The sequence below is a fragment of the Sorangium sp. So ce295 genome (assembly GCF_051527405.1).
In the GTDB taxonomy this organism is placed as follows: Bacteria; Myxococcota_A; Polyangia; order Polyangiales; family Polyangiaceae; genus Sorangium; species Sorangium cellulosum_B.
In genome coordinates, this window is record NZ_CP150324.1 from 11,525,971 (window position 1) to 11,545,804 (window position 19,834).

Annotated in this window: 16 protein-coding genes; 10 read left to right on the forward strand and 6 right to left on the reverse strand. The window is 71.3% G+C overall.

The features are described 5' to 3' along the window. Positions 1–29: 29 nt before the first annotated feature. The 3 genes from WMF11_RS43760 to WMF11_RS43770 are packed head-to-tail and all read left to right on the forward strand — an operon-like array spanning position 30 to position 4,814. Positions 30–2,141, forward strand: a complete 2,112-nt coding sequence (locus WMF11_RS43760; RefSeq protein WP_437974987.1) for an HlyD family efflux transporter periplasmic adaptor subunit — start codon at positions 30–32, stop codon at positions 2,139–2,141. Next, on the forward strand, positions 2,129–3,565 hold the full coding sequence (locus tag WMF11_RS43765; RefSeq protein ID WP_437974988.1) for a TolC family protein: 1,437 nt from the start codon (positions 2,129–2,131) through the stop codon (positions 3,563–3,565). The genes WMF11_RS43760 and WMF11_RS43765 overlap by 13 nt, the downstream gene beginning before the upstream one ends. 19 nt (positions 3,566–3,584) lie before the next feature. Beyond that, a complete protein-coding gene (locus tag WMF11_RS43770; protein WP_437974989.1) occupies positions 3,585–4,814 on the forward strand; it encodes a CotH kinase family protein in 1,230 nt (409 codons plus the stop codon). A 77-nt stretch (positions 4,815–4,891) separates the two neighbouring features. On the opposite strand, the gene WMF11_RS43775 is transcribed toward WMF11_RS43770, so the two are convergent. The 4 genes from WMF11_RS43775 to WMF11_RS43790 form a co-directional block, all read right to left on the reverse strand. Further along, a complete protein-coding gene (locus WMF11_RS43775; protein WP_437546355.1) occupies positions 4,892–5,248 on the reverse strand; it encodes a hypothetical protein in 357 nt (118 codons plus the stop codon). A gap of 106 nt (positions 5,249–5,354) precedes the next feature. After that, entirely contained in the window at positions 5,355–5,591 is a 237-nt protein-coding gene (locus WMF11_RS43780) for a hypothetical protein (RefSeq protein ID WP_437546357.1), read from the reverse strand. Positions 5,592–5,864: 273 nt separating this feature from the next. Beyond that, positions 5,865–6,236, reverse strand: coding sequence for a hypothetical protein (locus tag WMF11_RS43785; protein WP_437974990.1), 372 nt, complete (start codon positions 6,234–6,236; stop codon positions 5,865–5,867). Between the two features lie 36 nt (positions 6,237–6,272). Further along, a complete protein-coding gene (locus WMF11_RS43790) occupies positions 6,273–6,563 on the reverse strand; it encodes an RNA recognition motif domain-containing protein (protein WP_437546361.1) in 291 nt (96 codons plus the stop codon). 529 nt (positions 6,564–7,092) lie between these two features. On the opposite strand from WMF11_RS43790, the gene WMF11_RS43795 reads away from it, so the two are divergent. From WMF11_RS43795 to WMF11_RS43805, 3 genes are all read left to right on the forward strand, one after another. Beyond that, positions 7,093–7,773, forward strand: coding sequence for a methyltransferase domain-containing protein (locus tag WMF11_RS43795; RefSeq protein WP_437974991.1), 681 nt, complete (start codon positions 7,093–7,095; stop codon positions 7,771–7,773). 91 nt (positions 7,774–7,864) lie between these two features. Then, entirely contained in the window at positions 7,865–10,111 is a 2,247-nt protein-coding gene (locus WMF11_RS43800; protein WP_437974992.1) for a glycosyltransferase, read from the forward strand. Between the two features lie 13 nt (positions 10,112–10,124). Further along, the gene (locus tag WMF11_RS43805; RefSeq protein ID WP_437974993.1) at positions 10,125–11,540 is read left to right on the forward strand and encodes a DUF362 domain-containing protein; all 1,416 of its coding nucleotides are present in this window, start codon (positions 10,125–10,127) and stop codon (positions 11,538–11,540) included. A 12-nt stretch (positions 11,541–11,552) separates the two neighbouring features. Here WMF11_RS43805 and WMF11_RS43810 read toward each other — a convergent pair whose 3' ends face one another. Then, positions 11,553–12,155, reverse strand: a complete 603-nt coding sequence (locus tag WMF11_RS43810) for a TetR/AcrR family transcriptional regulator (protein WP_437546368.1) — start codon at positions 12,153–12,155, stop codon at positions 11,553–11,555. A gap of 169 nt (positions 12,156–12,324) precedes the next feature. Here WMF11_RS43810 and WMF11_RS43815 point away from each other — a divergent pair, with 169 nt between their 5' ends. Together WMF11_RS43815 and WMF11_RS43820 are read left to right on the forward strand one after the other, a co-directional pair. Further along, a complete protein-coding gene (locus WMF11_RS43815; RefSeq protein WP_437974994.1) occupies positions 12,325–14,853 on the forward strand; it encodes a PEP/pyruvate-binding domain-containing protein in 2,529 nt (842 codons plus the stop codon). Then, positions 14,846–16,228 carry an MFS transporter gene (locus WMF11_RS43820; RefSeq protein WP_437974995.1) on the forward strand — a complete coding sequence of 461 codons (1,383 nt, stop codon included), beginning with the start codon at positions 14,846–14,848 and terminating at the stop codon, positions 16,226–16,228. The genes WMF11_RS43815 and WMF11_RS43820 overlap by 8 nt, the downstream gene beginning before the upstream one ends. Positions 16,229–16,240: 12 nt before the next feature. Here WMF11_RS43820 and WMF11_RS43825 read toward each other — a convergent pair whose 3' ends face one another. Next, complete coding sequence (locus tag WMF11_RS43825) at positions 16,241–17,200, reverse strand: hypothetical protein (RefSeq protein WP_437974996.1); 960 nt, start codon at positions 17,198–17,200, stop codon at positions 16,241–16,243. 227 nt (positions 17,201–17,427) lie between these two features. Between WMF11_RS43825 and WMF11_RS43830 the strand changes: the two genes are divergently transcribed. Together WMF11_RS43830 and WMF11_RS43835 are read left to right on the forward strand one after the other, a co-directional pair. Then, positions 17,428–18,687, forward strand: a complete 1,260-nt coding sequence (locus tag WMF11_RS43830) for a non-reducing end alpha-L-arabinofuranosidase family hydrolase (protein WP_437974997.1) — start codon at positions 17,428–17,430, stop codon at positions 18,685–18,687. Between the two features lie 291 nt (positions 18,688–18,978). Further along, positions 18,979–19,788: a fumarylacetoacetate hydrolase family protein gene (locus tag WMF11_RS43835; protein ID WP_437905038.1), complete on the forward strand. Its 810-nt coding sequence runs from the start codon at positions 18,979–18,981 to the stop codon at positions 19,786–19,788. Positions 19,789–19,834: the final 46 nt, after the last annotated feature.

Sequence of the window (19,834 nt, forward strand, 5' to 3'; positions counted from 1 at the left end):
CCGTCGTCATCACCGCGCAAGGATCATCGATGTACAGCTACCAGCGACTCCGCTCGGCGCTCCAGGACGCCGCCCCCGCGATCACCTTCGTGCTCACGCTCGGCGCCGCCCTGTGGCTCCACGTGGGCAGCGGCCCGGGCGGGCGGGTCTTCGGCTACGCGGAGGCGCTGCCCGAGGTGCTCTCGCCGGTCGAGACCGCCCGGGTGGCCTCCATCGAGGTGGCCGTCGGCGAGGAGGTCGAGGCCGGGCAGATCATCGCGACGCTGGACAGCTCGGTGATCGACGCCGAGATCGCCGTCGCCAAGGCGGAGAAGACCCAGGTCGAGGCCGATCTGAACGTGGAGCTCGCCGTCCTCGAGCAGGAGCTCGACACGAACCGCGAGACGGTCGAGCGCCACCTCGCCGTCCACCGCGAGGAGCAGCGCCGGGCGGTCGCCGAGGCCAAGGTGCTGGACAGCGAGATCTCGCGGATGAAGCAGCTCATCGAGAACCGGCAGGCGGTGCTCGACGACCTGACGAAGCTCGATCTGCAGCACGCGACGGTCACGGCGATCGCCAGCGAGAAGCCGCGGACGCTGAGCGTCCTCACGGAGCAGCTCAAGGCGACGGAGCGGCGGCGGAACGGCCTCCGGGACCGGACGTCGGGGCTGGCCGCGAAGCTCGACGCCGACGTGCGCGTCGCGACCGAGAACATCGCGATGCTCGAGCAGCGGCGCGCGAGCTACGTGCTGCGCGCCGCGAACGCGGGGCGCGTCATCTCCATCGACAGGCAGCCCGGCGACGTGGTCCCGGCCGGGATGCCCCTGGTGCAGCTCCTGAGCGCGCGCACGGGCGCGCGCGCGGTCGCCTGCGTCCCCGAGCGCTTCGCCCTCGGCGTCAACGACGGGGACGCCGCCGAGCTCTACATCCGGGGCCAGCTCGGCGACGCGATCCCGGGCACGGTCGTCGCCGTGGGGCCGCTCGTCTCCCAGCTCCCCCCGCGCTGCTGGCCGACGCCGGAGATGCCGGCGTGGGGCCGCGTCGTCACCATCTCGCTGGACGCGCCGATGGCGCTCGTCCCCGGCCAGGCCTTCGACATCACGTTCGACGCGCGCCGCGGCGCGGCCCCCGCCCAGCCGCCGCCGAAGCCCACCACCACCGCGCCGAAGGCCGGCGCCGCCCCGAAGGCCGGCGCGGTCGCGTCCCAGTCCCCCATGAAGCTGCCCCCGACCCTGGCGAGCCGGACGCGCTTCGAGCCGTCGGGCGTGCTCGCGCGCCCCGGCGAGTCCCGGTACCTCCTCGTCAGCGACGACACGGGCCACGAGCAGAACAACGAGGGCGCGCCGTGGCTCTTCGCGATGTCCGCGGGCGGCGCCGTCGCCGCGGATCCGGTGCCAGTGAGCGGCGTCGACGCGCTGAACGACGTCGAGGGGATCGCGGCCGGGGACGCGGGCGAGATCTACCTCCTGTCGTCGCAGAGCTACAGCAAGAAGGGGAAGCGCAAGTCGGAGCGGACCGCGCTCCTCCGCCTCCGCCAGGACGGCCAGGGCTTCCGCGTCGACGGCGAGATCCACCTGGCCGAGGTCCTCGACGCGGACCCCTCGCGGGCCGCGGCGCTCGGCCTCCCCGAGGGGACGCGGGCGCTCGACATCGAGGGCCTCGCCTTCCGGCAGGGCGCCCTGTACCTCGGGCTGAAGGCGCCGCTCGACGCGCAGGGCAACGCGATGATCTGGCGGGTCGGCTCCCCGAGCGCGCTGTTCGGCGGCGAGGGAGCCGCGGCGGTCGAGGCCGCGAGCGCGAAGAAGAAGCATCGGACCGCGGCCGAGGCGATCCGCTTCGACGCGGCCCGCGTCTCGCTGTGGGCGCGCGCGCGCGTCGACGTGGAGGTCGCCGGGAAGCCCACGCCGGGCGGCATCTCGGAGCTCGTGTTCATGCCGGACGGCGCGCTCGCCATGACGTCCACGCCCTCGACGGCGGACGGCGACGCCGGCGCGCTGTGGCGGGTGGATCGCCCCGAGGGCGGCGTCCTCTCGCCGCGCCTCGTCCAGCGGTTCCCGGGGCTCAAGCCCGAGGGGATCTCACCGTCGCTCACGCCGGGCGCGCTGACGATCGTGTTCGACGCCGCCGCGCCCTCGTTCCAGGAGATCTCGTGGGGCCAGTGAGCCAGCGCCGCCGCCGCGCGGCGATCCCCGTCATGGTGCTCTGCGCGGCCCTCTCGGGCTGCTCTTCCCCGCCGAGGCCGGCGGCGTCCGACCGCGCGATCGCCCTCTACCGCGAGGGCCGCGCGTCCGCCGGCGCGCCGGCGCTCCGCCGCGCGGGCCCGGGCGCGCGTCCGGGCGCGTCCAGCGCGGGGCCGATCGCGATGACCGTGGAGGACGCCGTCGCCTGGGCGAGGGACCACAGCGCCGAGCTCGCCGCGCAGAGCGCCCGCGCCGAGGCGGCCGCGGCGCAGGTCGACGCGGAGGACCACCTCGAGAACCCGGAGCTCCGCATCACGAACATCGAGCTCCAGCGCATCCGCGAGCGCGATCCGCGCGTGAGCACCGCGCTCCGCTTCCCGGTGACCCGCCCTGGCGAGGTCGACGCGAACGTCGCGGAGGCGCGCGTGGACGAGGCCAAGGCGCTCGCCGAGGCGCGCGAGATCGAGATCGCCCTCGAGGCCGACATCCGGTCGCTGTTCGACGAGGTGCTCCTCTTCGACGCCGAGATCGCGGCCGCCGACGCGGTGGCCGAGGCGCGCCGGTCGCTCGCCACCTGGATGAAGGGGCAGCTCGCGGCCGCGCGGACGACGGCGGTCGACGAGGCGATGACGGAGCTCACCGCCGTCGACGCGGAGCAGGACGGCGTGGATCTGCGCGCGCAGCGGAGCGCGGCGCTCGCCGCGCTCCTGTCGCGCATGGGGCTCGATCCCGCGGTGCCCGTGCGCCTCCTCGGCGCGCCGAAGAGCGCGTGGCCTCCCCCGGAGCTCCCCACGGAGGCGCAGGCCGTCGAGCTCGCGCTCAAGCGCCGCCCCGAGATCGAGCTCGCGGCCGCGCAGGGCGACGCGGCGGACGCGACGCTCCAGGCCGAGCGCGCCGCGCGGTGGCCCTGGCTCTCCTTCGTCGAGGTCGGCTACGACTTCCGGCGAGAGAACGATCTCGGCCTCGGGTGGACGTTCGGGCTCGCGATCGAGCTGCCGGTGTTCGACACGCACCGCGCGGCCACCGTCGCGGCGGACACGGCGCGCAAGGCGGAGCAGCGCGCGCTCGGCGCCGCGGTCGAGCTCGTGACGCGCGAGGTGCGGACGAGCCTGAGCGAGGCGCAGGCCACCCGCGCCCTCGTGACCGAGCTCCGGCGCCGGATGAACCCCGCCGCCGAGCGCGCGGGCGCCGAGGCGCAGCGGGCGATCGAGGGCCGCAACGTCGACGTCGGGCGGGCGCTCGAGGTCGACGAGCGCCGCGTGCGCCTGGAGCTCCGGCTGCTGCGCTTCGTGCGCCGCTACTGGACCGCGGTCGGCGAGCTCCGCCACGCCGTCGGCGGCCGGCTCCCCGCCGAGGCGGGCCACCATGGCCGGAACACGGAGCCCGGGAGCGATGCGGAGCGGTAGAGCGGGAAGAGCGGGAACGATGAGATCCCTTCATGCATCCGCGGTCCTCGCGCTCGTCGCGGCGAGCCAGGGTGGCTGTGTGCCCCTCGACCCGGGCAGCGGCGTGGTCTTCGATCGGACGGCGCTGCACGAGATCGCGATCACCATCGACGAGGCCCACCTGGGGCAGCTCCGCACGGACCTCGACAACCGCGTCCCGTGCACCATCGTCTACGACGGCGACGTCGTCAGCGGCGCTGGCATCCGGCAGAAGGGCAACTCGGCCGTGGATCTGTCCGAGAAGCCGAGCTTCAGCGTCAAGCTCGACGAGTTCGATGAAGAGGCGAACCTGCACGGGCTCAAGAAGCTCCTGCTGAACAACTCCAAGCAGGACCCGACGTTCCTTCGCCAGCAGATCGGCGAGGACCTGCACGACCGCGCCGGCGTGCCCGCGGCGCGCACCGCGCACGCGGTGGTGAGCGTCAACGGCGTGGACAGGGGGATCTACGTCGTCACCGAGGCCATCGACAAGCGGTTCCTGCGGCTGCACTTCGGCGAGGTGAACGACGAGGGCGCGCTCTACGAGGGCCCGTGCTGCGGCGACTTCGCCGAGGACATCGACGCCGTGGAGCTCGACGGCGGCGATGACGGCGGCGGGGCAGAGCTCCGGTCTCTCGCCGCCGCCATCCAGGAGGCGCCGGACGAGCAGCTCGCGGCGGAGGTGAGCAAGCGCCTCGACCTGGATCGGTTCCTCACGAGCTACGCCCTCGAGGCGCTGCTCGGCCACTGGGACGGCTACGCCTACCGGGCGAACAACTATTACCTCTACGAGAACCCGGTCGACGGGCGCTTCGTGTTCATCGCCCACGGGATGGACCGCATCCTGGACGACCCGCATTTCGACACCGAGACGGAGCCGGTCGCCGTGCTCCCGCGCCGGATCCGGGAGATCCCGGCGCTCGACGAGCGGTATCGCGCCGAGCTCGCCCGCATCGTGAACGCGGCGTGGGACGAGGGCGCCGTGCTCGCGGCCATCGATCGGGCGGAGCAGGTGCTCGGCGAGGCCGGCGCCGGCGCCGCGACTCGAGGCGACCTGAGCGAGTTCAAGGCGCACGTGGGCGCCCTGCGCAGCGATCTGAAGCTGCGCCGCGCGCTCGTCGATCCCGCGATCGTCTGCGGCGACGGCGATGTCGCGGGGCTCGAGACGTGCGATGACGGCAACACGGCGGCTGGCGACGGGTGCAGCGCGAGGTGCCGCGTCGAGCCTTGATGGGAGCCGGGCTCGGCCCTCAGCGCTGCAACCGCGCTGGACCAGATCCTCGGATTGGCATCCAAGCGCGACAGCGCTCAAACACTGCCGCTCACCTTCGCTGCGCGGGTGCTGCCGTCGACCGATGACTCGATCGTATACAGCGCTCCATGGAAGGAGATGCTCCCGTCCTCGCTCAAGCTTCCGCCGCGCAGCACGTTGGCGGCGCTCTCGTAGAGAAGAAAGGGAGCGAGGCCGACGGGCAGCTCGCTCGCGAGCGTCCAGGTGCCCTCCGCGCCGCCAGAGGCGATCACGAGGTACTGCTGAGCGCCGGACGCGTTGACGAGCACGCCGAGCGTCGAGCCGCTCCGGTCGCGGGACGTCGCGCGGAAGTTGAGGTGGGCAGCGGTGGCGAGCAAGGTGGCGGAGGTGACGGGCTTCTGGGAGATAGACATGGCTGTGTTTGCACGACTCGGTTGCTGGCTCGGCGACAAGTTCACGGTCCCGTGTCCTGCCGGAGCTGGCTGCTGTCCTCGCTCCCGGCCGTCACGGTCCAAGCTCTCACGCGATCGAGCTCTTTGGCTGCCAGAAGAGCCCATCGTACTTCCGGGGAGATCCCGAGCGGTCCAGCCGCTGGAACGTCTCGCCGAACTTGAGGTTCCGCTGGCGGTCGCGATCGAACGGACCATGCTGGCCGTCCGCCGGCTCGTACATGGCCTCGCTCCTCCCGTGCACCTGGAAGCGCCAGCAGAGCCTCTGTTCCACGCCATCCACGACCCGCGATAAACACGCTTTCATGGCGACCACTTTCCTTGCGCTCAGCCGCATGGACGCGGAAGGCACGCCGGGCGCGCGCTTCCGCATGTGCATGCAGGAGCTGCCTCGAGCGGCTCTTTATGGCCTTGCCTGTCGCTCGAGCCCAACGGGTCCAGGCGGCATCGCTATCAACTTCGCAATCAGCTTTCGCTGCGCGAGCGTCATCATGTACCAGAGAACGAGCCGCGGCACCACGAAAGTTGATAAGCCAGGGGTCGATCTCGTCGATGCAGGGCTTTTTCACGATCCTGCGCTTCAGGGTTCAGCGGCCAGAGACGACCGTGACCCCTCGGCGCGCGCGGCCGCGGGCTCCAGGCGAGCGACCTGATAGCTCGGGTCGACCTGGAACCAGCGCACCGCGAAGCTCGGGCGCATTGAGGACTTGTGACGGTTGTTCTGGGAGAGCTCGCCGAGCGTCACGCTATCGAGGGCCAGCGTGTCGCGCGAGCGGTCGTCGTCGTTGTCGTCGTTGAAGCTGCAGTCGCCGTGGCGGTGGCCGCACGAGCTCACGACGGCGCCGTGCAGCGGCCCCAGGGTCCAGTGGCCCTCTCGCCTGGCGCGGCGCTCGCGCGCACCGGCGTGCGGCTCGGGCGTCTCGAAGACAAAATAAACGCGGCGGGCCTTCATGGCCCGCCGCGTTGTTACGACTCGACGAAGGAGCGATCAGTAACGACCGCGACCGCCGCCGCCGCCGCCGCCGCCAGCCGGACGCTCCTGCGCCTCGTTCACCTTGAGCGAGCGCCCATCGAGCATCATGCCGTTCAGCTGCGAGATGGCGCTGTTCGCCGCCTGGGCCGAGCCCATCGTGACGAACGCAAACCCGCGCGGCTGGCCGGTCTCGCGATCGGTCGGCATCGAGACCTCGCGGACCTCGCCGCTGCCAGCGAACGCGGCCTCGAGGGACTCGCGGGTGGTGCTGTAGGAGAGATTGCCGACGTAGAGACGATTACCCATGACACGTTACTTTCACGGCTTGCAGCTGCGCTCGTGAGCGCTCTTCGCCTGCCGTTCGATGAAGCCGTCGCGGATCGAACGGAAGCGTGCCGCGCAGCGAACCCGCGCAGGCACACGGTGCGTCGTCCAGTCATCCGCGCGAGCAACGATCTCCCTCGCGTGGAGGGAGAGAGAACGCATCGTGTCGAGAGCCAGTGACGTCGTGAGGGGCCCAAGCTACTCCTTTGGGGCACCAACGGCAAGGAGTGTCTCAGCGATCTTTCCTCTTTCTTTCCGCCCGCAGCGGCAACCAGCGCGCGTTCCTGTGATGCGCGCGTGATGCGCGCGTGATGCGTCCGGGGGCGCTCAACAGCGTCTGCCGGCGGACGAGCTGGATGCGCGCCCCACTGCACCGTCAGCGGCCTCTCACGCGACCAGGGAGCCGCTGTCGACCGGACGCTCACGTCGGCGGATGACCGCGCGGTCCCATCGCCGGGCGCGGGGCCGCCGCCGGGGTGAGGCTCCGGCGCCCCCGTGCTATGGGGCCGCCATGCCGAACACAGCCGGCGACATCGACGTGGAGGCGCTGAACGACCGCCTCGCGCGGGAGCACCCGATCGACGACTACTACGACCGCGCCCCGCTGCCGATCCGGCTCATCGAGCGCGAGCGGCTCGCCATCATCCGCCGCATGCTGGGCGACTGCGCCGGCCTCGACCTCGCGGAGGTCGGCTCGGGCGGCGGGCACGTGCTCCGGATGTTCCCGCGGGCCCGCATCACGGCGATCGACGTCTCCGACGTCTTCCTCGACACCGCCCGCAAGAACCTCGCGGGCTACGACGCCCGCTTCCTCAAGGGCGAGGTCGACAAGCTCGACCTCCCCGCCGCGAGCTTCGATCGCGTCGTCTGCACCGAGGTCCTGGAGCACACCGTCGAGCCCGCCGCCGTCCTCGCGGCCATCGCGCGCCTCTTGCGCCCCGGCGGCGTGGCCGCGATCACGGTGCCGAACGACCCGCTCATCGGGCGGCTGAAGGGCATCGTCCGCCGCACGCCCGTCGGCTACCTCCTGCGGGATCGCATCCAGTGGGGCGGCGACGCCTACCACCTGCACCAGTGGACCCCCGACGAGTTCGGCCGCCTCCTCGACCGCCATTTCCGCGTGACCGAGCGCCGCGCGGCGCCGCACGGCGCGCTGCCGATCCGCGCGTGCTTCCGCTGCGTCCCCCGGTGATCGCTCCCGCGCGCGCGGAGCGCCCGAAGCGCCCAGCGCGCCCCTCGCCCTGCTGCGGTGTCTCCTTCAAGGCAAGATAGGCGAACACACCATGTCCGAACCCCGAACCGAGCTCGCTCCGGCGGCGCCGATCGAGCTCTCCGTCCTCGTGCCCTGTCTCAACGAGGAGCTGAACATCCCCGAGCTCACCGACCGCATCCTCGGCGTCTTCAGCGCAGGGGCGCTCACGGGCGAGCTCATCCTCGTCGACGACGGCTCGACCGACGGCACCGCCACGACGATCCGCGCGCTCATGGCCGCGCACCCGGGGCTCGTCGTTGGGTGCTTCCACCCGCAGAACCGCGGCATCACGGCGGCGTGGCGCACCGGCGCCGCCGCCGCGCGCGGCAAGCTCGTCGCCACCATCGACGCCGATCTCCAGTACCAGCCCGAGGACCTCCTGCGCCTCCGGCGCGAGCTCTACGAGCACAGCGTCGATGTCGTCCAGGGCTGGCGGAGCGCCGTCGGGCGCCGCAGGGACCGCCGGTACCACCTGAGCCGCGGGCTGAACCACCTCTTGAACACCACCTTCGGCATGTCGCTCCACGACAACAAGAGCGGCTTCGTGATGTGCGCACGGGAGGTGTTCCAGGATCTCTTGACGTACAAGGGCAGCTATTTTTACTGGCAGTCCTTCATCCTGGTCGCCGCCCACGCCAAGGGTTACTCGTACAAAGAGGTCGAGACGCTCTTCGAGCAGCGGCGTCAGGGCGTCTCCTTCCTCGACCAGGCCGCGGCGCGCGCCGTGGTCAAATCGTTCTACGATCTCGGCAAGGCCGCGTGGGAGTACCGCGTGGACCGGATCCCGCCGGACGTGGCGACTCAGTACCTCCGCCGCAACCCGGTTGTCGACCGCTCGCCGGAGCGCGACCCGCTCTCCACGGCGAGGTGGCGCGCGTACCTGGCCGCGTTCAACCACACCCACTGGATGATCACGCGCGACGTCGAGCACTACTACGAGACGCTGCGCAGGACGCAGTGGCTCACGCCGTCGCAGACCCGCGAGCTCCAGGACGAGAAGCTCAGGCGGCTGCTCCGCCACTGCTACCGCAACGTGCCCTACTACCGCGCTCGCATGCAGGAGCTCAAGCTCCGGCCCGAGGACATCCGCGGCCAGGAAGACCTCCACAAGCTGCCGTTCCTCACCAAGGCGGATATCCGGCGCCACCTCTACTTCGACATCATGTCGGAGAACCACGACAAGTCGCAGGTCCTCAAGATCACGACGAGCGGCTCCACCGGCGAGCCCTTCGTCTGCTACGCGGACCGGGCTCAGCTCGAGTTCCGCTGGGCGGCGACGCTCCGGGCGCAGGAGTGGACGGGCTACCGCTTCGGCGACCCCACGGTGCGGCTCTGGCACCAGACGATCGGCATGACGAAGTGGCAAGCTGCGCGCGAGCGCGCGGACGCCGTCCTGTCGAACCGGACGTTCATCCCGATCTTCGAGCTCTCCGACGACAACCTGGGCGAGATGATCGCGAGGATCGCGGGCGCGCGGCCGGTGCTCATGGATGGCTACGCCGAGGCGCTCGATTTCCTGGCCCATTACGTCAAGAGCACCGGAAAGGTCGCGGCCCGGCCGCGCGCGATCATGTCGAGCGCCCAGACGCTGCCGCTGCCGAGCCGCCGGCTCATCGAGGAGGCGTTCGGCTGCAAGGTCTTCGACAAGTACGGCAGCCGCGAGTTCTCGGGCATCGCGTACGAGTGCGACGCGCACGAGGGCCACCACGTGGTGGCCGAGGGGTACATCGTCGAGGTCCTGCGCGACGGGCGCCCCGCCGAGCCGGGGGAGATCGGAGAGGTCGTGATCACCGATCTCAACAACTTCTGCATGCCGTTCGTCCGCTACCGCATCGGCGATCTCGCCGAGGCGATGTCCCCGTCCGCGCCGTGCCCCTGCGGCCGCGGGGCGCCGCGCGTCGGCCGCATCGAGGGGCGCGTCCAGTCCATCATCCGCGGGACGGACGGGCGCTATCTGCCCGGCACGTTCTTCGCGCACTACCTCAAGGAGTTCGATTACGCGATCAAGCGCTTCCAGGTGGTGCAGGAGGAGCGCGACGCCATCACGTTCCGCGTGGTCAAGGGCGGGCGGTTCTCGCAGCAGGTCCTGGACGAGGTGCTCGCGACGTTCCGCCATCACCTCGGCGAGCGGATGCGCATCGACGTCGAGTTCGCCGACGACATCGCGCTCGTCCGCACGGGCAAGCACCTCGCGAGCGTCTCGCGCCTCAACGTCGATTTCCAGCGCGCCGCGCCGGCGGAGATCCTCTCGTCCGGCCTGAGCGGCCCGGACGCTTGACCGGGGGCTCCCGATGACAGCGACGAGCCGCCGCGTGGTGACGGTCTCTCGGCCGGGCGTGGGCTACGGGGGCAGCGCGCCCTACGGCCCGCCGAGCCCGGTCTACGAGGCCGTCGAGGCGCTCTTCCGCCGGCTCGGCCTCGACGCGGCCCGCGCCGGCACGCCCGCGTGGAACCCGCTCGGCGACCTGATCGCGCCGGGGGACCGCGTCGTCGTCAAGCCGAACCTCGTCTCCTCGAAGAACCTCCACCAGAAGATCACGGGCGAGCGGCTCGCCGCCTCCAGCACGCACGGCTCGCTGCTCCGGCCCGTGCTCGACTACGCGCTCCGCGCCGCCGGCCCGCGCGGGAGCGTGCGCGTCGTCGACTCCCCGGTCGAGGGCTGCGAGATCGAGAAGGTCGCCGGCCCGCTCGGCATCTTCGACGTCATCGATCACCTGAGGGCCCAGGGGCATGACGTCGATTTCATCGACCTGCGGTATTTCCGGGTCGCGCCGGTGTTCGCGCTCGACGACGTGCGCCGCTTCGGCCGCTCCTGGAACCTCGGCCTGCTCCTCCGCCGCCGCCTGCCCGGCGATCCGCGGGGCTACCGGGTCGTCGATCTGGGCTCGAGCAGCTTCTTCGCCGCCGCGGGCGCCCCGCGCGGCGCCGCGCTCCGCTTCCACCGCAGCCATTACGCGACGCCGGTGCCGCACCACGCAGGACAACGGCACGAGTACAGCATTCCCCAGACGCTCCTCGACGCGGATGTCGTCATCAACCTCCCCAAGCTGAAGACGCACAAGAAGACGGGTATCACGCTCTCGCTGAAGAGCGTGATCGGCCTGACGAACGAGAAGTACTGGCTCCCGCACTTCACCGAGGGTGATCCATCGGTCGGCGGCGACGAGTTCGATCGGCCTCAGGGTCTCGGAGACGCGGTGGAGAACAAGCTCAGCCGGTTCCCGCTCCCCGGCGATCACTCGCTCGTCGCGCGCGCGCCGCGGCTCGGGGCGCCGCCGAAGGTCATCGATGGCAGCTGGGAGGGGAACAACACGCTCTGGCGGACGATCCTGGATCTCAACCGCATCCTGTTCTTCGCGGACCGCGGCGGCGCGCTGCGCGGGGAGCCGCAGCGGCGGTACCTGACGATCGTGGACGGCATCGTCGCGGGGGAGGGCGAAGGGCCGCTCGGGGCGACGCCCGTGCACGCGGGGCTCCTGCTCGGCGGGTTCGATCCGGGCCTCGTCGACGCGATCGCCTCGCAGGTGATGGGCTTCGATCCGGCGCGGATACCGCTCGTGCGGGAGTCGCTGGGCGGGGTGTTGCTCCCTGGCAGTCACCTCGACGAGGTAGAGCACATCGTCGACGGGCCCGCGCCGACCCACCGGTTCAAGCCGCCGCGGAGCTGGCCGTCGCTGCTGCCGGGCGTGGCCGGCGCGGCGGCGTGACGGGGCCGCGCGTCACGGTCGCTCCGCCGCGGGCGCGAGCGTCCGGTGAATCGCGTCGATCGCGAACGTGACGTAGGCCTGGCCCTCGGACCGATCGAACCCCTGGTTCGAGAGGTGCTGGTGGAACGGCCGGAAGTGCAGCGCGCCGAGGAAGAGGTCGGCCGCGTGCTCCGGGCGGACCGGGCGCAGGAGGCCGCGGTCGATCGCTCGCGAGAACCACGCGACCACCTCGCGCCGCGCGCGGACCGGCGGCAGGTCCTCGCGCCGGTCAGCCATGGACTCGACGTGCATGCCGGCCGAGCGGAGCACCGCGAGGCACGGCACGATGCGCTCGAGGTAGGCGGAGAGCTCCTCGGCGAGCTCGAGGAGCTGGATCCGCGCGTCGCGGTCGTCCGGGCCCGCCCGCGCGCGCGCCATCCACGGCGGCTCGAACGGCGGCAGCAGCGCGGCGCGCAGGAGCTGCTCCTTGGTGCCGAAGCGCTGGAACAGCACCCCGTGCGAGACGCCGAGCCGCTCGGCGATGAGCGTCGTCGAGACGCCCGCGCCGTGCTCCAGAAAACACGCGCGTGCCTCGTCGAGGATCTGCGCGTCGGTGATGTTACGCGGCCTTGCCATTTATAAGTATCATGATACTTACTTCGTGACGTCACAATGACTTTCAGGTGACGGTCGAGCGGACGCTGTCGGCGCGAGCGAGGCGCTGCGCGCTCCCCGGAGCGCGGGCGGGCGCCGGGGAGCGCGCGGCGCGGCGAAAGCAGCCTTTCTTGGCCGAAGGAGATGCCTGATGCTTGTTCATCGCTTGAGCCAGCTGTCCCGAGCCGACCTCGCCAGGGCGGGCGGCAAGGGCGCCAACCTCGGTGAGCTGATCCAGCTCGGGCTGGTCGTGCCGCCCGGGTTCGTTGTGAGCGCTGACGCGTACGCGGAGCAGGCGCGCGCATGGGGGCTCGCCGAGCGCCTCTCGGCGCACCTCGCCGCGAGCCGCTGGGAGGCCGCGGCCTCGGAGGCGGCGGAGCTCTTCGAGCGGGGCGCGATGCTGCCCGGGATGGAGAGCGCGGTCCGGGACGCGTACCGCGAGCTCGGCGCGCCGCCGGTCGCGGTTCGCTCCTCGGCGACGGCGGAGGACCTCGCCGACGCCTCGTTCGCGGGCCAGCACGAGACGTACCTCGACGTGGCGGGAGAGGACGGGCTGCTCCTCGCGCTGCGGCGGTGCTGGGCGTCCCTCTGGAGCCCGAGGGCCCTCGGCTACCGGGCGGCGCGGGGCATCGATCACCTGGGGGTCAACATCGCCGTGGTGGTGCAGCGCATGGTCCCGGCCGAGTTCGCCGGCGTCCTGTTCACCGTCGACCCGGTGGCCCAGCGCGCCGACCGCATGCTCCTGGAGGTCGCCCCGGGCCTCGGCGAGGCCGTGGTGTCAGGACACACGACCGGCGACGTGTACCGCCTGCGACGCGCGCCGTTCGCCGGGGCCGCGGCGCCCGGCCCGGACCGACCGAACGGGGCCGCGGGCCCCGGGACGAACGACCTCGCGATCGACGACCGCGACCGCCGGGAGGCCGGCCGTCCGGCGCCGAGCGACGCGCTGGTGCTCGATCTGGGCCGCATCGGGCTCCGCCTCGAGGCCCACTTCGGCTGCCCGCAGGACGTGGAGTTCGCCCTCGCCGGGGGCTCCATTCACCTCCTCCAGTCGCGCCCGATCACCACGCTCGGCGCGGCCGAGATCGAGCCCCTCCCTCCGCCCCCGCAGCTCAACCGCATGCAGCGGAGGTTGCTCGAGGCCAACGACAACGACAGGTTCCCCGTCGCCCCCAGGCCGCTCGATCAATGGGGCTTCCGGGCGACGCTCCCCGCGCTCGTGCGCATGGTGCGCTTCCTGGGGCTCGACGTGGACGAGGCCGACGAGCGCGCGTGGGTCGACCAGGTGTGGCGCCCGATCTTCGTCCCACCGCAGGCGCGACCCACCCTCCGGTTGCTCCGGCTGCCGCAGAAGGTCGCGGCCAGCCTGCGCGACGACGCGATGGCGTGGTGGGAGGGCGACGGGTTCAAGCGGATCCAGGAGGCCTGCGCGCCGGTCGATCTCCGCGCGCTGGACGACGCCGCGCTCCTCCGCCGCGCCGACCGGATCACGGAGACCACGACCGCGGTCCTGGGCGAGCGGTTCGAGAGGAGCGCCAGCCAGCTGGCCGCCATCGCCCTCCGCGTCCCGGTCGCCCTCGCCGTGGGACCGAAGCGGGCGGCGACCGTCATGCGCGACCTCGTCTCGGGCCTGCGCACCCGGACGTCCGACGTGAACCTCGCGATCTTCCACCTCGCGCGCAGGGCGGTGAGCGCCGGGCCGGAGGTCGCCGGGGCGATCCGGGAGGGGCGCCCGGAGGCCCTCCGCGAATCGGAGGCCGGCCGGGCCTACCTGGCCGAGGTCGACGCGTTCCTGGACGAGCACGGGCACCGGGAGAGCACCGGTCTGTACCTCTCGGCGCCGACGTGGCGGCAGGATCCCGCGCCGCTGTGGGGGCTCCTTCGCGGCCTGCTCGACGTCGCCGAGCCGCCGTCCGAGGAGGCCGGGCTCGCGCGTTACCGGGCGGCGCTCGAGGAGGTCACCCGCGCGCTTCGCCTCGTGCCCGGTCTGCCCGACGCGTTCCGCCGCAACCTCGAGCGGCTGCGGAGCGCGATCGTGTTCCGGGAGCGCACGCACTTCGATCTGGTGCGCCCGTTCTCCGCGCTGCAGGCGATCGTGGCCGAGATCGCGCGTCGCCTCTGCGAGCGCGGGCGCCTGCCGCGCCCCGACGACGTCTTCTACCTGACGGAAGCCGAGCTCCGGGGGTGGCTGGATGGGGCGGCGCCGCCGCTCGACGAGGTGGAGCGGCTCGTTCGACGGCGGCGCGCGACGTACGGGGTGGTCAACGCGGAGTGGCAGAAGAGGTCGTTCGGGGCGGGCGCGGGAGGCGCCTCGGGCGACGAGCTCCGCGGCATCGGGGCGTCGTCCGGGGTGGTCCGCGGCAAGGCGCGCATCGTGCGGGACGAGCGGGAGTTCGAGCGGCTGAAGGCGGGGGAGATCCTGGTCTGCCGCTACACGAACCCCGCGTGGACGCCGCTCTTCACGCTGGCCGCGGGCGTCGTGACGAACGTCGGAGGCGCGGTCTCCCACGCGGCCATCGTCGCGCGCGAGTACGGGATCCCGGCGGTCCTGGGGGCTGCCGGGGCGACCGAGCGCATCACGGATGGCCAGGAGATCCTCGTGGACGGGACGGAGGGCCGGGTGGTGCTCCTGCGCCGGGGCGACCGTCAGGACGGCGCGGGCGAGCTCGCCCGTGCCTGAGCCCTCGTCGCGCCTGCCGGTGCGGCTGCTCGCCGCCATCGCCCTGTCGACGGCGCTCGCGCCGCTCAACTCCACGATGGTCGCCGTGGCGCTGCCGGAGATGGCGCGCACGCTTCGCGTCGACTCCGGCGCGCTCCGGCAGGCGCTCGTGACGAGCTACCTGCTCACGAACATCGTCCTGCAGAGCCCCGGTGGGAAGCTCGGAGATCGCCTCGGCCACCGGCGCGCGCTCGGGCTGGGCCAGCTCCTCTTGGCGGTCGGGGCCGCGCTCGCCTACCTCTGGCCGGTGCTCCCGGTGCTCGCGGCGTCGCGCGTCGTGATGGCCGCGGGCGGCGCGATCGTGGTCCCGAGCGCGACGGCCATGCTCCGCACGGAGCTGCCGCCCGAGGTGCGCGGGCGCGCCTTCGGCGCCTTCGGGGCGGTGATGGGGCTGTCGGCGGGCACCGGACCGACGATCGGGGCGCTGCTCGTGGGGACCTTCGGGTGGACCTCGATCTTCCTCGCGAACGTCCCGGTGCTGCTCCTCTCCGCCGGGCTCGCGCACCTCGGCGCGCCGCCGCGCCCCGCGGCCGTGACGCCAGCCGCGCCGCGACCGCGGTTCGACGTCGTGGGCTCGGTGCTGCTGGGGGGGTCGCTCATCGGGCTCGTCCTTGGCCTCGAGGCCGCGCACCTCCGCTGGGCCGCGGTGCTCGGCGCGCTGGGCCTCGTGCCCTTCGTGCTCTGGGAGCGGCGTGCCGCGGACCCCGTCATCGACTTCTCCCTGTTCCGGCGGCGCGCGTTCCTCGGCGGCAGCCTGCTCATCGCGCTCCAGAACTTCGCCATGTACGCGACGATCTTCGAGCTGCCGCAGGTGGCGGGGCGGCTGTTCCACGTCGGGCCGCGCGACGTCGGCACGACGCTGCTGGCCATGATGGGGACGATGGTCGTCGTCTCGCCGCTCGCGGGGCGCGGCGCCGATCGCTTCGGGCCGCGCGCGCTGGCGCTCGCCGGCTGCTCGCTCGCCCTGGCCGGCATGCTCCTGCTGGCGATGCGGCCTCTGGGCGCGCTCACGGACGCGATCCCCGCGCTCGTGATGCTCGGCGCCGGCCTCGGCCTGACGTCCCCGCCGTCGCAGTCCGCGGCGATGAGCGACGTCCCGCGCGAGAAGAGCGGAATGGCCGCAGGCCTCACGTCGACGATGCGCTACATGGGGGGCATCGTCGGCCTCACCGTGCTCGGCCTCGTCCTCACCGACCACCCGGCGGCCGATGTGGTGAACCGCGAGCACACGATGGCCACGTCCATCTTCGGCGCGGCGCTGCTCCTGACGATCGGCTGCGCCTTCCTCCTTCCCGGCCGCGCCGCCGCGCCGGTGGCAGCCGCGGGATCACGGTAGTCAGTCCACGGCCTACGGGGCGCCGACGGAGGGCTCCGGCGCTCTCGCTCCGATCAGGATGCGCAAGTCGTCGAGGTACTCCGCGTCGTCACCGCCGCAGAGGTCCGGGTCCCCTCCCATGGAGCGATCCACGCTCGCGCCCACGATCACACGATAGGCCCCGCTCGCGCCCACCTCACCTTCGTGCCCGTCGAGGATCGAGCCGGCTGGCAGCTCGTCGATCCAGAAATCGATCCGACCTCTGCGGTGGGCCACGCACATCTTTCGAAGCTCTTCGGGACACCCTTCCTCGGGGCTCATCGCCATCCTGATCGGCGCGAAATAAGGTTCAACGTCCGTGTCGGGCCACGGGTTGGAACCTCGGACGCCTCCCGCGAGCAGCGCGCCGGTGATGTCGGAGCCGGCGCGCACCTCGAACCATTGATGGTCGATGACAGGAACGATATCCGTGAAGTGCACAACCCGCAGGAACACGGGACCGCTCTCGGGAACGGCGCCCAGGATGTCGGAATCCTGGACAGCGATCGTCACGCCATGCGCGACGCCGTCCTTGTCCGTGCAGGCAAGGGAGCGTGATGTCGAGCTGGCCGCCTCCACCTGGCATGGCGCGGCCATGTTCACTTCGTAGGAATCGAACCCCTCGTCCGGCCAAGCCTCGACGGTGACCTCGAATTCAGCCGATATCCCGGCCTGCCGGGGCTCGCAGGCGGACGTCTGCTCTGGTCCCGTCGACTCGCCGCTGCTCGTGGTGCCAGGTGACGAGGTCTCTGTGGGACCACACGCGGGCGTCATGCAGAGGGGGACGAGAGACATCACCGAAAGAGCAACCACGGAGGATGTGCGCTTCATGCCGTCACGTTCAAGCAACGCGTGCGCCAGTGCGGAGATGCACGAGATCTCTGGACCTCGCGCCTGGCGCACAGGCACAGCGGCACAATTCGTCTCGAATTTGTGCCAAAATGCGCCGCGCACACCGTGCTCCGCGCCGGTGTGCGCGAGCCGCCAGGGGGAGATTCGCGCGCCGGTTTTTGATTGACGCCGGCAATGTGAACGTTCACAATTTGGTCTCCGGGTATCCTTCTGCTTTGCCCTGGGTGGGCCGTCATGCGCCCCGGCTTCTCGTCCTCATGCGCGTTCACCCTGGCGGTCGGGCTCTGAGGAGCTCGCTGGCCCGATTGGGCATCCCTCTGGAGACTAGCATGATCACTCACCTCGATTTGCCCTCCCACGCTCTGGCTCCGTGCCGTTCCCTCCTTCGTCTCTCTGCTCTCGGCTGTGTGCTCGCGGCGCTCGCCGGCTGCAGCAGCGGCACGACCGACGACCAGCCCTCCCCTGATGGGACGGGTGGCTCGGAGAATCCGGTGACGGGCGCCAGCAGCGCCAGCAGTACGACGGGCGCCAGCGGGAGCACTGGTACGTCGAGCTCCGTCGGGAGCGGGGGAAGCGGTACGACGGGTACCGGCGGGAGCACGTCGGCCTCGGGGAGCGGCGGCGATCCAGGGGACGGTGGTGGAGGCGCAGGCGGCTCCCCGCCGACCTGCGAGTTGCCCACCACGTTCAAGTGGAAGGCGGGGCCTCCGGTGATCAGCCCCAAGCCGCCTGCCGGCCGCAGCTGGGCATCCGTCAAGGACCCGACGATCGTGTTCTTCGACAACAAGTACCACGTGTTTGCCACCGTGTTCGACACCACGTCGGGCAACGGCGGATGGCAGTCCATGTACTCGAACTTCACGGACATCCCTCAGGCGAACGCCGCTGATCAGCACTACATGGCGAGCTGGCCCACCGGCAGCACGGTCGCGCCCCAGGTCTTCTTTTTCCAGCCGCACAACAAGTGGTACCTCATCTACCAGTGGAACGGCCGGTACTCGACCAACGATGACATCAACAACATGAACGGCTGGAGTCGGCCCCAAGGGCTGCTCCGAGGCGAGCCGAACGGCGCGCTGGACTTCTGGAACATCTGCGACGACAAGGACTGCCATCTGTTCTTCTCGCGGGACGACGGAAAGCTCTACCGCTCCAAGGTCAGCATCGACAAGTTCCCGAATTTCGACGGTTACGAAACCGTCATGTCGGCCCCCAGCGCGAGTCTCCTGTTCGAAGCCAGCAACGTCTACAAGGTGGATGGGTCGAACAAGTACCTGCTCATGGTGGAGGCGTACGACAACAGCCCTCGCTTCTTCAGGTCGTGGACGTCCGAGAGCCTCGACGGCCCCTGGGCTCCCCTGGCGGACACCAAGCAGAACCCTTTCGCCGGCCCTGCCAACGTGACCTACGAAGGCCAGGACTGGAGCGACGACATCAGCCACGGCGAGCTGATCCGCTCCGGGCACGACGAGAAGATGACCATCGACCCGTGCGACCTGCGGTTCCTCTACCAGGGCAGAGATCCGAAAGTCGGGGGTGATTACGGCAAGTTGCCCTACAGGCTCGGGATGTTGACGCTCCAGAAGTAGCTCCGCTCCCCTCCAGTTGTGGTTTTACCACCCCGGTAAACCTGGCGGCCGCTCGGGCCGCCAGGCGGACGCCACCTGGATTCCACCCTCCCATGACCCCCTTTCGTCGCGACGCAAAGACGGCGCTCGTGCGCGACATGATCGGGCCGGAGCACACGCTGAGGATCGACGGCGCGGCGGGCGCTACCTCGCCCCCACGGCGCCAGGCACATCGATCACCATGAAGGCCGACTCGCTCGCGGCGCACACGTTCCCCGGCGGGCAGGTCTGGCAGGACCGCTCGGAGCGCTCATGAAAATCATCCGCTACCTGGACACGAACGGACGCGCCCGCTACGCGAGCGAGCAGGGCGATGGCACGGCCCTGCGCATCGAAGGCGACCCCTTCGCTCACTACACGGTCACACAAGAACGTGCGGAGGTCGCGCGCAGGCTCGCCCCGATCGCTCCCACGCAGATCCTCGGCATCGGCCTGAACTACCGCCGGCACGCCGAAGAGATCAAGGCCAAGCTCCCCGAGCACCCGATCGTCTTCATGAAGGGACTGAACGCCGTCCAGGATCCTGGCGCGCCGATCGTGATTCCGCGTCAGCTGGCGAGCGAGGAGGTCGATTACGAGTGCGAGCTCGCCGTGGTCATCGGCAAAGCGTGCAAGAACGTGAGCCGCGCGCGCGCGCTCGAGCACGTGCTCGGTTACACGTGCGCGAACGACGTGTCGGCTCGCGACTGGCAGCTCCGGCGCGGCGGCGGGCAGTGGTGTCGCGGCAAGACGTTCGACACGTTCGCCCCGCTCGGCCCCCGCCTCGTCACCGCGGACGAGGTCGGAGATCCAGGAGCGCTACGCATCGCCACCCTCCTGAACGGCGAGCGCGTGCAAGACTGGACGACCGGCGACATGATCTTCGGCGTGCCCGAGCTCATCGAGTTCTTGAGCGGCAGCACGACGCTGCTGCCGGGCACCGTGATCCTCACGGGGACGCCGCATGGCGTCGGCATGGCCCGAACCCCGCCGCGCTGGCTGCGCCCGGGAGATCGGGTCGAGATCGAGATCGAGAAGATCGGCGTGCTCGAAAACCACGTCGTCTCCGAAGGGGAAGCATGAATGACGGCGGCCCCGCCGCGCGGGGCGCCGGGCAGCTCGCGGCCCG